This is a genomic window from Streptomyces sp. NBC_01465 (genome assembly GCF_036227325.1).
Classification (GTDB): domain Bacteria; phylum Actinomycetota; class Actinomycetes; order Streptomycetales; family Streptomycetaceae; genus Streptomyces.
Genome location: NZ_CP109467.1, coordinates 1352265 through 1366513 on the forward strand (window position 1 = coordinate 1352265; position 14249 = coordinate 1366513).

7 protein-coding genes, 3 rRNA genes and 1 pseudogene are annotated in these 14249 nt (G+C 65.4%); 2 read left to right on the forward strand and 9 right to left on the reverse strand.

Translation table 11 applies throughout. The features are described from left to right. Positions 1-9 precede the first annotated feature (9 nt). Genes OG707_RS06075 through OG707_RS06085 form a run of 3 tightly spaced genes read right to left on the reverse strand, consistent with a single transcriptional unit; the run spans position 10 to position 3171 of the window. On the reverse strand, positions 10-1056 hold the full coding sequence (locus OG707_RS06075) for a FecCD family ABC transporter permease (RefSeq protein WP_443071270.1): 1047 nt from the start codon (positions 1054-1056) through the stop codon (positions 10-12). Next, positions 1053-2099, reverse strand: a complete 1047-nt coding sequence (locus OG707_RS06080) for a FecCD family ABC transporter permease (protein ID WP_329115156.1) — start codon at positions 2097-2099, stop codon at positions 1053-1055. Before OG707_RS06080 ends, OG707_RS06075 begins: the two co-directional genes overlap by 4 nt. A 43-nt stretch (positions 2100-2142) precedes the next feature. Next, on the reverse strand, positions 2143-3171 hold the full coding sequence (locus OG707_RS06085) for an HAD-IIA family hydrolase (RefSeq protein WP_329115158.1): 1029 nt from the start codon (positions 3169-3171) through the stop codon (positions 2143-2145). Between the two features lie 67 nt (positions 3172-3238). Here OG707_RS06085 and OG707_RS06090 point away from each other — a divergent pair, with 67 nt between their 5' ends. Continuing rightward, entirely contained in the window at positions 3239-4516 is a 1278-nt protein-coding gene (locus OG707_RS06090) for a DUF1015 domain-containing protein (RefSeq protein ID WP_329115160.1), read from the forward strand. Positions 4517-4574: 58 nt separating this feature from the next. Here the strand turns inward: OG707_RS06090 and OG707_RS06095 are convergent, their stop codons facing one another. The 6 genes and pseudogenes from OG707_RS06095 to OG707_RS06120 form a co-directional block, all read right to left on the reverse strand. Then, positions 4575-5333, reverse strand: coding sequence for a hypothetical protein (locus tag OG707_RS06095; RefSeq protein WP_329115162.1), 759 nt, complete (start codon positions 5331-5333; stop codon positions 4575-4577). A gap of 378 nt (positions 5334-5711) precedes the next feature. Continuing rightward, positions 5712-6767: pseudogene (locus tag OG707_RS42430) on the reverse strand (hypothetical protein); the annotation flags it as partial. A gap of 212 nt (positions 6768-6979) precedes the next feature. Then, positions 6980-7096 (reverse strand): 5S ribosomal RNA (rrf, locus tag OG707_RS06105). Between the two features lie 112 nt (positions 7097-7208). Further along, positions 7209-10333, reverse strand: a 23S ribosomal RNA gene (locus tag OG707_RS06110). A 302-nt stretch (positions 10334-10635) separates the two neighbouring features. After that, positions 10636-12161 (reverse strand): 16S ribosomal RNA (locus OG707_RS06115). The 16S, 23S and 5S rRNA genes sit together here, the layout of an rRNA operon. Positions 12162-12737: 576 nt before the next feature. After that, complete coding sequence (locus OG707_RS06120; protein ID WP_329115168.1) at positions 12738-13379, reverse strand: DNA-3-methyladenine glycosylase; 642 nt, start codon at positions 13377-13379, stop codon at positions 12738-12740. 74 nt (positions 13380-13453) lie between these two features. Between OG707_RS06120 and OG707_RS06125 the strand changes: the two genes are divergently transcribed. Next, a complete protein-coding gene (locus OG707_RS06125; RefSeq protein WP_329115170.1) occupies positions 13454-14236 on the forward strand; it encodes a sporulation protein in 783 nt (260 codons plus the stop codon). The last annotated feature ends 13 nt before the right edge of the window (positions 14237-14249 follow it).

The following is a 14249-nucleotide window of genomic DNA, read 5'->3' on the forward strand; positions in this document are numbered from 1 at the left end:
TCGAGGTCATCAGATCCGTCCTGCCTTGCGTTCGGTGACCAGCAGCCACAGCAGGTAGACGCCGCCCAGCACACCGGTCACCACACCGACCGGCAACTGGCGGTCACCGAAGGCCTGTTGGGCGATCCAGTCGGCCACGACGACCAGGACCGCGCCCATCACGGCGGCGGCGAGAAGATTGGGTCCGGCCGAGCGGGTCACCCGGCGGGCGAGCTGCGGCGCGGTGAGCGCCACGAAGGCGATGGGTCCTGCCGCTGCCGTGGCGATCGCGGTGAGGAGCACGGCGGCGAGCATGAGCACGAGCCGGGTCCGTTCGACCCGTACGCCCAGCGCGAAGGCCGCGTCGTCGCCCATCTCCAGCATCCGCAGGTTGCGCCCGTTGCCGAGCACCACCGGGACGAGGACCGCGCAGGCCACGAGCAGCGGCCAGAACTGCGACCAGTCCCGCCCGTCCAGCGAGCCCGTCATCCAGACGACGGCCCGGGTGGCGTCGACGAGGTTGGCCTTGGTGAGCAGATAGCTGACGCAGGCGGTGAGCATGGCGGCAGCCCCGATCCCGACCAGGACCAGCCGGTAGCCGTGCACCCCGCGCTTCCACGCGAGCGCGTAGATCGCGACGCCGGTCACCAGGCCTCCGACGATCGCCCCGCCCGCGACGGCGACGGATCCGCCCTGGAAGAGGACGATCACCGTGAGCGCGCCCACGGACGAACCCTGGCCGAAGCCGATCACGTCCGGACTGCCCAGCGGATTGCGGGAGATGGACTGGAAGACCGCCCCCGAAATCCCGAGCGCGACCCCGACGAGCAGCCCGACGAGCACGCGCGGCAGGCGCAGGTCGTTGACGATGAACTCCTGCGCGACGGTCCCGCCGCCGAAGAGTGTCCGTACGACGTCGCCGGGTGCGATCGGATAGTCGCCGACCCCGATGAGCACGACCCCGGCCGCCAGCGCCACGACGGTCAGCAGCAGTACGGCCGCAGCCGCCCGGACGTCGACCCGGAAGGAGAACCCGCCCGAGGTGCGGATCGCACGTGTCCCACGTATCGCTTTCACAGCTGGGCCATCCTCCGGCGCCGTACGAGAAAGATGAAGACGGGCCCGCCGACGAGCGCGGTCACGATGCCGACCTGCAGCTCCGCGGGCCGGGTGACGACCCGCCCGAGCACATCGGCGCCGAGCAGCAGCACGGGCGAGAGCACCGCCGAGTACGGCAGGACCCAGCGCATGTCGGGCCCGGTGATGGCCCGCACCACGTGCGGCACCATCAGCCCGATGAAGAGGATCGGCCCGCAGGCGGCCGTCGCGGCCCCGCACAGGAGGGTGACGGCGATCATCGCGACGACGCGCGTGCGGTTCAGATGGGCGCCCAGCGCCTTCGCGGTGTCGTCACCCATCGCCATGGCGTTGAGCGGCCGCGCGATGAGCAGGGCGAGGACCAGACCGACCACGATGAACGGCCAGACCTCCGAGATGACCTTCCCGTCGGCCGATGCGAGCGAGCCGACGGTCCAGAAGCGCATCTGGTCGAGCGCCGCCGAGTTCAGCAGCTGTACGGCGTTCACATAGCCGAGCAGCGCCGCGGTGAGCGCCGTCCCGGCGAGCGCGAGGCGCACCGGTGTCGCGCTGCGGCCGCCGCTCAGTGCGTAGACGAGGACCGAGACGACGGCCGCGCCGATGAAGGCGAACCACACGTAGCCGGTGAAGGACGAGACCCCGAAGAGGCTGATCGCGGTGACGACGGCGGCCGACGACCCTGCGTTCACCCCGAGGATGCCGGGCTCCGCGATCGGGTTGCGGGTGAGCGCCTGCATCACCGCACCGGCCACTCCGAGCGCGGCGCCGACGAGCAGCCCGAGCACGGTCCGCGGGATGCGAACCTCACGGATGAGGACATCGGTGCCCGCGCCCGAATTGTGCAGCAGTCCGTGCCACACGTCGGCGACCGGCACCTGTTTGGCACCGATCGCGATGCTCGCCACAACGACCAGCACCAGCAGGGCCGTTGACGCGAGCAGACCGGCGGCACGGACCGTATGACGCCTGCGGGGCACGGGCGCGGTCGCCGCACCCGCCTGAGGAGGACTCTCTACCAACACCTGGTAAGGCTAACCTAACCTGACCGGGCGCTGTCCAGGGGCCCTAGAGCCCCAGCTTCGCGAGCGCCTTCCCGCCGTCCAGCGCGCACACCCCGTCGCCCGCCTCGGTCCAGGCCGCCGCGCACAGCGCCCGCAGCCCGTCCAGCGCCTCCCCGTCCCCGTCGAGCACAAACGCCTCGTCCCGTACGGAAGCGGTCCAGCCCCCGCACCCGAACCCGCCGTCCCGCGCCTCCACCGCCGGCTGCCCGGTCAGCAGCCCCCGCAGGTCGGCGTCCACATAGGTCGGCCGGTGCTCGGGCTTCGCCGCCAGGAGCTGCGCCCCGTCGGTCACCCCGGTCAGTACGAGCAGCGAGTCCACACCCCCGTTGAACGCGCCCTCGATGTCCGTGTCGAGCCGGTCCCCCACCACCAGCGGCCGCTTCGCCCCGGTGCGCAGCACGGTCTCCCGGTGCATCGGCGGCAGCGGCTTCCCGGCGACCTGCGGCTCGGCGCCTGTGGCGATGCGTACGACCTCGACCGCGGCCCCGTTCCCGGGAGCGATCCCCCGCGCACTCGGGATGGTCAGGTCGGTGTTGGACGCGAACCACGGCACCCCGCGCCGGATCGCGTACGAAGCCTCGGCAAACCGCGACCAGGGCAGATCGGGTCCGCCGAACCCCTGCGCCACGGCGGCCGGATCGTCGTCGGCGGAGTCGACCGGCACCAGACCGCGCTCGCGCAGCGCGACCCGCAGCCCCTCGCCGCCGATGACCAACACCCGTGATCCTTCCGGCACTTGTTCGGAGATCAGCCGGGCGGCGGCCTGGGCGGAGGTGATGACATCGCTCTCCCCGGTGGGGATACCGAGCTCGGTGAGGTGCCCGGCCACCGCGTCCGGGGTCCGCAGCGCGTTGTTGGTGACGTACGCGAGATGCATCCCGCCGTCCCGCGCCGTCCCCAGCGACTCGACGGCGTGCACGATGGCCTCGCCGCCGGCGTAGACGACCCCGTCCAGATCCAGCAGAGCCGTGTCGTACGCCTCGCTCAGCGCGGTCGCGCTGCCGTCGGGGCTCTGCCTGCTCTGCTGACTCATCGCACTCCTCATTCGCTTGATCTCCCCCGATCATCCCCCATCGCCGCACCACACCTACGATGCAGCAATGAGCACAACTGGGCGTGCGGCCGGCGGTTTGCACCTGTTCCCCTTCCGCGGACTGCGGTACGTCCCCGAGCGGGTCGGCAGCCTCGCGGCCGTCACCTCTCCCCCGTACGACGTCGTGGTCCGCCCCGACGGACTGCACCACCTCGAATCCGCGGACCCGCACAACATCGTCCGGCTGATCCTCCCCCAGGCGAGTACCCCCGCCGCCCGCAACGAACAGGCGGCGGCCACCCTCACCCAGTGGCTCGCGGAGGGCGTCCTCGCCCCGGACCCCGAACCGGCGCTCTACGTCTACGAGCAGAGCAGGGACGGTCTCCTCCAGCGCGGCCTGGTCGGCGCCCTGGCGCTCTCGGCCCCCGAGGACGGCGTGGTCCTGCCCCACGAGGACGTGATGCCGCACATCGTCGAGGACCGCGCGGCCCTGATGCGTACGACGGCGGCGAACCTCGAACCCCTCCTGCTCACCTACCGCTCGGACGGCACCACCACCGGCGCCACGGCGGTCATCGAGCACACGATCACCCGCGACCCGCTCCTGGCGACCACCACGGAGGACGGCTTCAGCCACCGCCTCTGGTCCCTCACGGACCCCACCGAACTGGCCGAGGTCCGCGCCGACCTCGCACACCGCCAGGCGCTGATCGCCGACGGGCATCACCGCTGGGCGACGTATCTGCGGCTGCGGACCGAGCACGCGTCCCCCAGCCCCTGGGAGTACGGCCTGGTCCTCCTGGTCGACACGGCCCGCCACCCGCTCCAGGTCCGCGCGATCCACCGCCTGCTGCACCGCCTCCCGGTGGCGGAGGCTCTCCAGGCTGCGGCCGGTGCCTTCCACGTCCGTACGATCGACGCCCCGCTCCCCCAGGCCCTCACGGCGCTCGCGGAAGCAGCGGCCGAGGGCAACGCCTTCCTGCTGGCCGGCGACGGCCGCTTCCACCTGCTCTCCCACCCCGACCGGGCTCTTCTCGCGCGCACGATCCGCACGGACCGCCCGGAGGCCTGGCGCACGCTGGACGCGACGGTGCTGCACTCGACGCTGCTCGACGAGGTGTGGCGCACCCCGGACACCCCCGAGCACATCGCGTACATCCATGACACGGAGGCGGCGGTCGAGCAGGCGGAGCGCCACAACGCGACGGCCGTTCTGATGCATCCGGTACGCGAGGAGGTCGTACGGGACCTGGCCCGCCAGGGCGTGACGATGCCCCGCAAGTCGACGTCCTTCGGCCCCAAGCCGGCCTCGGGCCTGGTGCTGCGCAGCCTGACGGTCGACTGACACGCGTACGCAAAGAAGGGCGGCACCCCGAGGGGGTGCCGCCCTTCTTCACATGGACTCAGTCCTTGTCGCGGTCGACAACCTGCTCGTCGACCTCAACTTCGGCCTCAACCTCGGCCTCGGCTTCAACCTCGGCCTCAACCTCGTCGTCGGCCTCAACCTCCACCTCGGCCTCAACGTCGGCTTCGTCGTCGGCCTCTTCCTCGACGTCGACGAACTCGACGCCCTCCAGCTCGGCGAGCCGGTCAGAGGCGTCGGTGGTCCCGTCGCGGTCGGCCTCGATCGCCTTGGCGAACCACTCCTTGGCCTCGTCCTCACGCTTGGCAGCCAGCAGCGCGTCGGCGTAGGCGTACCGCAGTCGCGCGGTCCACGGCTGTACGGAGTTCGACGCCAGTTCGGGGCTCTGCAGCGTCACGATCGCCGCGTCGATCTGCCCCATGTCACGCCGGGCACCGGCCGCGACGAGACGCATCTCGACCTGACCGGCCTTGTCGAGCTTCTGCACCTCGGGCTCGCCGGCCATGGCCATCGCGCGCTCGGGGCGGCCCAGACCGCGCTCGCAGTCGGCCATCACGGGCCACAGCTCCACGCTGCCGGTCATGCGCTTGGCGGCCCGGAACTCGGCCAGCGCCTCGGAGTACTTCTGCGTGGCGTACGCGGCGAAGCCGGCGGCCTCACGGACGGCGGCCACGCGGGAGGCGAGCTTCAGCGCGATACGCGAGTACGCGTAGGCCTCCTCCGGGTCCTCGTCGATCAGCCGGGCGACCATCACCAGGTTCTTGGCGACGTCGTCGGCGAGGGTCTTGGGCAGGCTCATCAGCTCCTGCCGCACATCACCGTCGATCTCGTGCCCAGTGACGTCCTCGGGAATCGGCAGCCGGCGGATCGGCTCGCGGTCACGGTCGCCCTGGTAGCCGCCCCGCTCGCCACCACGGTCATCGCGCTGGCCACCGCGGTAACCGCCGCGGTCGCCCCCACGGTCGTCACGCTGCCCGCCGCGGTACCCACCGCGGTCGCCGCCGCGGTCGTCACGACGCTCGAAGCCACCACCGCTGGGACGGCCACCACGGTCGTCACGACGGAAGCCGCCACCGCGCTCGTCATCACGACGCGGCCCGCTCGGCCGGTCGTCACGACGTCCATAGCCGCCACCGGAGGGACGGCCCCCACGGTCGTCGTCACGACGGAAACTCGGCCGGTCGTCACGACGCTCGAAGCCACCGCCGGAGGGACGGCCCCCACGGTCGTCGTCACGACGGGGTCCACGGTCATCACGCTGACCACCACGGAAGCCACCACCGGACGGACGGCCCCCCCGGTCGTCATCACGACGGAAACTCGGCCGGTCACCGCCACGGTCGTCACGACGCTCAAAACCGCCACCGCTCGGACGGCCACCACGGTCGTCGCGCTGACCCCCACGGTATCCACCGCGGTCGTCGTCACGACGGGGTCCACGGTCATCACGCTGACCACCACGGAAGCCACCACCGGAGGGGCGACCACCACGGTCGTCATCACGACGGAAACTCGGCCGGTCACCGCCGCGGTCGTCACGACGCTCGAAGCCACCACCGCTCGGACGGCCACCGCGGTCGTCACGACGCTCGAAGCCACCACCGCTGGGACGGCCACCACGGTCGTCACGACGGAAGCCGCCACCGCGCTCGTCATCACGACGCGGCCCGCTCGGCCGGTCGTCACGACGCCCATAGCCGCCACCGGAGGGACGGCCACCGCGGTCGTCGTCACGACGGGGTCCACGGTCATCACGCTGACCACCACGGAAGCCACCACCGGACGGGCGACCACCACGGTCGTCATCACGACGGAAACCCGGCCGGTCACCACCGCGGTCGTCACGACGCTCAAAGCCACCACCGCTGGGACGGCCACCACGGTCGTCATCACGACGGGGCCCACGGTCACGGTCGTCACGGCGGAAGCCGGGACGGTCGCCGCCGCCACGGTTGTCGTCCCGCCGGAACCCGCCGCGGTTGTCGTCGCGCTGACCGCCGCGGTACCCGCCACCGCTGCTGGGCCGTCCGCCACGGTCGTCGTCACGACGGGGACCGCTGGGCCGGTCGTCGCGACGACCGTAGCCACCGCCACCACCGCCGCCGGCCGGACGGCCACCGCGGTCATCACGACGCGGCCCGCCGGACCCACGGTTGTCACCGCCGCGGAAACCACCACCACCGCGGTTGTCACCGCCCCGGTCGTCCCTGCGGAAGCTGGAGCCACCACGGTCACTGTCCCTGCGCGGACCACGGTCACGGTCGTCACGACCGCGCTGATCGCGATCCGGACGATCGTCGGGAGAGTTGGTGGACATGGGTGGGGCTCCTGTCTTCGGGTACTGCAAGTCATTCTCGCGCAGTCGACGATGCGACGCGCTTCGGGAAATAAAAAAGGACCTTTGGTCCCAGCGTGATCGCTGGGACCAAAGGTCCTTCAAAGATTGTTCGGCGGCGTCCTACTCTCCCACAGGGTCCCCCCTGCAGTACCATCGGCGCTGAAAGGCTTAGCTTCCGGGTTCGGAATGTAACCGGGCGTTTCCCTAACGCTATGACCACCGAAACCCTAATGGGCCTCTAGCGAACAAGCACACTCTTCAATTAAGTAAGTGGAACTGTTCAAGTCGGGCAAGATTGTTCGTAGTCTGGGAACTACACAGTGGACGCGAGCAACTGAGGACAAGCCCTCGGCCTATTAGTACCAGTCAGCTCCACCCGTTACCGGGCTTCCACATCTGGCCTATCAACCCAGTCGTCTACTGGGAGCCTTAACCCCTCAAAGGGGGTGGGAATACTCATCTCGAAGCAGGCTTCCCGCTTAGATGCTTTCAGCGGTTATCCTTTCCGAACGTAGCCAACCAGCCATGCCCTTGGCAGGACAACTGGCACACCAGAGGTTCGTCCGTCCCGGTCCTCTCGTACTAGGGACAGCCCTTCTCAATATTCCTACGCGCACAGAGGATAGGGACCGAACTGTCTCACGACGTTCTAAACCCAGCTCGCGTACCGCTTTAATGGGCGAACAGCCCAACCCTTGGGACCGACTCCAGCCCCAGGATGCGACGAGCCGACATCGAGGTGCCAAACCATCCCGTCGATATGGACTCTTGGGGAAGATCAGCCTGTTATCCCCGGGGTACCTTTTATCCGTTGAGCGACAGCGCTTCCACAAGCCACTGCCGGATCACTAGTCCCGACTTTCGTCCCTGCTCGACCCGTCGGTCTCACAGTCAAGCTCCCTTGTGCACTTACACTCAACACCTGATTGCCAACCAGGCTGAGGGAACCTTTGGGCGCCTCCGTTACTCTTTAGGAGGCAACCGCCCCAGTTAAACTACCCATCAGACACTGTCCCTGATCCGGATCACGGACCGAGGTTAGACATCCAGCACGACCAGAGTGGTATTTCAACGGCGACTCCACCATGACTGGCGTCACAGCTTCAAAGTCTCCCACCTATCCTACACAAGCCGAACCGAACACCAATATCAAACTGTAGTAAAGGTCCCGGGGTCTTTCCGTCCTTCTGCGCGAAACGAGCATCTTTACTCGTAGTGCAATTTCACCGGGCCTATGGTTGAGACAGTCGAGAAGTCGTTACGCCATTCGTGCAGGTCGGAACTTACCCGACAAGGAATTTCGCTACCTTAGGATGGTTATAGTTACCACCGCCGTTTACTGGCGCTTAAGTTCTCAGCTTCGCAACCCCGAAAGGTCACTAACCGGTCCCCTTAACGTTCCAGCACCGGGCAGGCGTCAGTCCGTATACATCGCCTTACGGCTTCGCACGGACCTGTGTTTTTAGTAAACAGTCGCTTCTCGCTGGTCTCTGCGGCCACCCCCAGCTCAGGAAGCAAGTTCCTTCACCGGTGATGGCCCCCCTTCTCCCGAAGTTACGGGGGCATTTTGCCGAGTTCCTTAACCATAGTTCACCCGAACGCCTCGGTATTCTCTACCTGACCACCTGAGTCGGTTTAGGGTACGGGCCGCCATGAAACTCGCTAGAGGCTTTTCTCGACAGCATAGGATCATCCACTTCACCACAATCGGCTCGGCATCAGGTCTCAGCCTTAATGTGTGACGGATTTGCCTATCACACGGCCTACACCCTTACCCCGGGACAACCACCGCCCGGGCTGGACTACCTTCCTGCGTCACCCCATCGCTTACCTACTACCACCTTGGGTCACCGGCTCCACCACTTTCCTTTCCCCGAAGGGTCCGGAACGGCTTCACGGGCTTAGCATTAATGGGCTCAGTATTGGGCGTTTCAAAGCGGGTACCGGAATATCAACCGGTTGTCCATCGACTACGCCTGTCGGCCTCGCCTTAGGTCCCGACTTACCCTGGGCAGATCAGCTTGACCCAGGAACCCTTAGTCAATCGGCGCACACGTTTCTCACGTGTGTATCGCTACTCATGCCTGCATTCTCACTCGTGAACCGTCCACCACTGCCTTCCGGCGCGGCTTCACCCGGCACACGACGCTCCCCTACCCATCCCAGCCCCCGTTGGGGGTATGTGCTGGAATGACACGACTTCGGCGGTACGCTTGAGCCCCGCTACATTGTCGGCGCGGAATCACTTGACCAGTGAGCTATTACGCACTCTTTCAAGGGTGGCTGCTTCTAAGCCAACCTCCTGGTTGTCTCTGCGACTCCACATCCTTTCCCACTTAGCGTACGCTTAGGGGCCTTAGTCGATGCTCTGGGCTGTTTCCCTCTCGACCATGGAGCTTATCCCCCACAGTCTCACTGCCGTGCTCTCACTTACCGGCATTCGGAGTTTGGCTAAGGTCAGTAACCCGGTAGGGCCCATCGCCTATCCAGTGCTCTACCTCCGGCAAGAAACACACGACGCTGCACCTAAATGCATTTCGGGGAGAACCAGCTATCACGGAGTTTGATTGGCCTTTCACCCCTAACCACAGGTCATCCCCCAGGTTTTCAACCCTGGTGGGTTCGGTCCTCCACGACCTCTTACAGCCGCTTCAACCTGCCCATGGCTAGATCACTCCGCTTCGGGTCTAGAGCGTGCAACTCAATCGCCCTATTCGGACTCGCTTTCGCTACGGCTTCCCCACACGGGTTAACCTCGCTACACACCGCTAACTCGCAGGCTCATTCTTCAAAAGGCACGCAGTCACGACTGACAGCACAAGTGCTGCCAGCGACGCTCCCACGGCTTGTAGGCACACGGTTTCAGGTACTATTTCACTCCGCTCCCGCGGTACTTTTCACCATTCCCTCACGGTACTATCCGCTATCGGTCACCAGGGAATATTTAGGCTTAGCGGGTGGTCCCGCCAGATTCACACGGGATTTCTCGGGCCCCGTGCTACTTGGGTGTCTCTCAAACGAGCCGCATGAATTTCAGCTACGGGGGTCTTACCCTCTACGCCGGACCTTTCGCATGTCCTTCGCCTATCCATACGGTTTCTGACTCGTCTCACAGCCGGCAGACTGTGAAAGAGAGATCCCACAACCCCGCATGCGCAACCCCTGCCGGGTATCACACGCATACGGTTTGGCCTCATCCGGTTTCGCTCGCCACTACTCCCGGAATCACGGTTGTTTTCTCTTCCTGAGGGTACTGAGATGTTTCACTTCCCCTCGTTCCCTCCACATACCCTATGTGTTCAGGTATGGGTGACAGCCCATGACGACTGCCGGGTTTCCCCATTCGGAAACCCCCGGATCAAAGCCTGGTTGACGGCTCCCCGGGGACTATCGTGGCCTCCCACGTCCTTCATCGGTTCCTGGTGCCAAGGCATCCACCGTGCGCCCTTAAAAACTTGGCCACAGATGCTCGCGTCCACTGTGCAGTTCTCAAACAACGACCAACCACCCATCACCCCGCTGAGTTCAGCGAGTGCACTGGGGCCGGCAACCGAAGGACAGACTCAAACGAGCCCGTACCTTCAGATACCCAACAGCGTGCCCGACCCGATCCCTCTTCGCTCAACGTTCCACGCCGAAGCAGTACTTGTTGTGCTGAAGAGACCGTGCCGAGTAGTCAACGTTCCACCCATGAGCTAACCACCGTCGAACATTTGCCGACGTAGTGGCTCTGGATTCCTTGCGGAATCTAGATGCTCCTTAGAAAGGAGGTGATCCAGCCGCACCTTCCGGTACGGCTACCTTGTTACGACTTCGTCCCAATCGCCAGTCCCACCTTCGACAGCTCCCTCCCACAAGGGGTTGGGCCACCGGCTTCGGGTGTTACCGACTTTCGTGACGTGACGGGCGGTGTGTACAAGGCCCGGGAACGTATTCACCGCAGCAATGCTGATCTGCGATTACTAGCAACTCCGACTTCATGGGGTCGAGTTGCAGACCCCAATCCGAACTGAGACCGGCTTTTTGAGATTCGCTCCGCCTCGCGGCATCGCAGCTCATTGTACCGGCCATTGTAGCACGTGTGCAGCCCAAGACATAAGGGGCATGATGACTTGACGTCGTCCCCACCTTCCTCCGAGTTGACCCCGGCAGTCTCCTGTGAGTCCCCATCACCCCGAAGGGCATGCTGGCAACACAGAACAAGGGTTGCGCTCGTTGCGGGACTTAACCCAACATCTCACGACACGAGCTGACGACAGCCATGCACCACCTGTCACCCGACCACAAGGGGGGCCGTATCTCTACGGCTTTCCGGGCGATGTCAAGCCTTGGTAAGGTTCTTCGCGTTGCGTCGAATTAAGCCACATGCTCCGCTGCTTGTGCGGGCCCCCGTCAATTCCTTTGAGTTTTAGCCTTGCGGCCGTACTCCCCAGGCGGGGAACTTAATGCGTTAGCTGCGGCACCGACGACGTGGAATGTCGCCAACACCTAGTTCCCAACGTTTACGGCGTGGACTACCAGGGTATCTAATCCTGTTCGCTCCCCACGCTTTCGCTCCTCAGCGTCAGTAATGGCCCAGAGATCCGCCTTCGCCACCGGTGTTCCTCCTGATATCTGCGCATTTCACCGCTACACCAGGAATTCCGATCTCCCCTACCACACTCTAGCCTGCCCGTATCGACTGCAGACCCGGGGTTAAGCCCCGGGCTTTCACAACCGACGTGACAAGCCGCCTACGAGCTCTTTACGCCCAATAATTCCGGACAACGCTCGCACCCTACGTATTACCGCGGCTGCTGGCACGTAGTTAGCCGGTGCTTCTTCTGCAGGTACCGTCACTTTCGCTTCTTCCCTGCTGAAAGAGGTTTACAACCCGAAGGCCGTCATCCCTCACGCGGCGTCGCTGCATCAGGCTTTCGCCCATTGTGCAATATTCCCCACTGCTGCCTCCCGTAGGAGTCTGGGCCGTGTCTCAGTCCCAGTGTGGCCGGTCGCCCTCTCAGGCCGGCTACCCGTCGTCGCCTTGGTAGGCCATCACCCCACCAACAAGCTGATAGGCCGCGGGCTCATCCTTCACCGCCGGAGCTTTTAACCAGGTCCCATGCGGAACCCGGTGTTATCCGGTATTAGACCCCGTTTCCAGGGCTTGTCCCAGAGTGAAGGGCAGATTGCCCACGTGTTACTCACCCGTTCGCCACTAATCCACCCCGAAAGGCTTCATCGTTCGACTTGCATGTGTTAAGCACGCCGCCAGCGTTCGTCCTGAGCCAGGATCAAACTCTCCGTGAATGTTTTCTCGCCGAAGCGAGTAGACACACGAAAGAGCGGAACGGTCATGTCGGAATAGGACCGACCGTTCACTGCGTCCTCGCTGTGTTGCCTTGCCCTCAATCAAGGGACAAGGTCTTTTTCAAAGGAACCACCAACCCACCGAGGTGGGCCGGGGTATCAACATATCTGGCGTTGACTTTTGGCACGCTGTTGAGTTCTCAAGGAACGGACGCTTCCTTTGTACTCACCCGCAGAACATTTTCTGGGGCTTTCCTCCGGGCGCTTCCCTTCGGTCTTGCGTTTCCGACTCTATCAGATCCTTTCGGGCCTGATTCCCGGTCGGCGGGACCGCTTCGAGTTCTTCGCTTTCGCGTTTCCCTTTCGGCGTGTTCACTACTTTAGACGATTTCCCCGGCAGCTCATAATCGAGCATTTGAGTTCTAATTTTCGGCATGCCGAAAACAAAACCCGTGAGGGTTGATCGTAGTAGTGGTTGGCCGCTTCCGGGTGCTCAGGTCGGGTCCTGAGGACCGTTCCGATAGCAGTACCCGTCTCAAGCGGCTCGGACTACGTTAGGCGCTCCCCGAGGCCGGGTCAAGTTCGCCTGCGTCGGGGGGTGTGGACCCGATAAGGGCTGACCGTGGGGTCGTTGTCGATCCAGAAGCGCCAGGGCTGGGTGGCTCCGCCGCCTCCTACTCCGGTCCTCGGGCCGTTGCGTACCTGGTCGGGGTGGGGTGGGGTCCCTGAGAGCAGGGACAGGGCGGTGGGCGGGGCGGCGCAGACGTCCGTGCCGTTGAGGGTGCGGTCCACGTCCAGGGCCGTGGCCAGGCGGGCCGGGCCTTTGGCCAGTTCTCTGTCATGGCGGGCCGAGATTCGACGTTTGCGGGCCAGATCCGCGCCCACCCGGACCTCTCCTGCGCGGAGCAGGACGCCGCTCGCGGTGCCCTCGGGGCCGCAGACCGTGTTGAGGCAGTGCCACATGCCGTAGGTGAAGTAGACGTACGCGTGTCCGGGCGGGCCGAACATCACCTCGTTGCGCGGGGTGGGGCCGCGGTAGGCGTGCGAGCCGGGGTCGATCTCGCCTGCGTACGCCTCAACTTCCGTGAGGCGGAGTTCAATGGGTCCTTCGGGCGTGCTGCGGACCAGGGTGCGGCCCAGCAGGTCGGGAGCGACCTCCAGGACCGGGCGGTCGAAGAACTCCCGTGGCAGCGGCGTACGGTCGGGGCTCGCGATCATGGCGTACCAGCGTAGTGGGGAACCGAACGCGGTCGTTGCGCGTATGTAGGGGTCAGGATCTAGGAGGAGTGGATATGGGGTTCAAGAAGCTGCTGGCCAGCTTGGGTGCGGGCAGTGCCTCGGTCGAGACCGAGCTGTTCGAGGCCAACGTCGTGCCGGGCGGTGTCGTCCAGGGTGAGGTGCGGATCCAGGGCGGATCCGTGGACCAGCAGATCGAGGGGCTCTCCGTCGGGCTGCAGGCGCGCGTCGAGGTCGAAGGCGGTGACCAGGAGGTCAAGCAGGACATCGAGTTCACCAAGGTGCGGATCGGCGGGGCCTTCGAGGTCAAGGCCGGCGCCGTGCACGTGGTGCCGTTCGGGCTCGAGATTCCGTGGGAGACGCCCGTCACGAGCGTCGACGGCCAGCAGCTGCGCGGCATGAACATCGGGGTGACGACCGAGCTCGAGATCGCCCGGGCCATCGACTCCGGTGACCTGGACCCGATCAGCGTGCACCCGCTGCCGGCGCAGCAGGCGATTCTCGACGCCTTCATCCGGCTCGGGTTCCGCTTCAAGAGCGCGGACATGGAGCGGGGTCACATCCGCGGTACGCGTCAGCGGCTCCCCTTCTACCAGGAGATCGAGTTCCAGGCTCCCTCGCAGTACCGGGGGCTCAACCAGGTGGAGCTCACCTTCGTCGCGGACGACCGCGAGATGGACGTGATCCTGGAGATGGACAAGAAGCCGGGGCTGTTCAGCGAGGGCAGCGACTCCTACCGGGCGTTCCAGGTGGGGCTGAACGACTTCCAGGGGACCGACTGGGCCGCGTATCTGAACGAGTGGCTCGCGCAGGTCGGCGGTCGCCGCAACTGGCTCTGAGCCGCTGCGAATC

Bases quoted from the DNA above. Each gene is read 5' to 3' on its own strand.
- OG707_RS06085 (WP_329115158.1), bottom strand. From the start codon at position 3,171: ATGAGTCAGCAGAGCAGGCAGAGCCCCGACGGCAGCGCGACCGCGCTG.
- OG707_RS06090 (WP_329115160.1), top strand. From the start codon at position 3,239: ATGAGCACAACTGGGCGTGCGGCCGGCGGTTTGCACCTGTTCCCCTTC.
- OG707_RS06095 (WP_329115162.1), bottom strand. From the start codon at position 5,333: ATGAGCCTGCCCAAGACCCTCGCCGACGACGTCGCCAAGAACCTGGTG.
- OG707_RS06120 (WP_329115168.1), bottom strand. From the start codon at position 13,379: ATGATCGCGAGCCCCGACCGTACGCCGCTGCCACGGGAGTTCTTCGAC.
- OG707_RS06125 (WP_329115170.1), top strand. From the start codon at position 13,454: ATGGGGTTCAAGAAGCTGCTGGCCAGCTTGGGTGCGGGCAGTGCCTCG.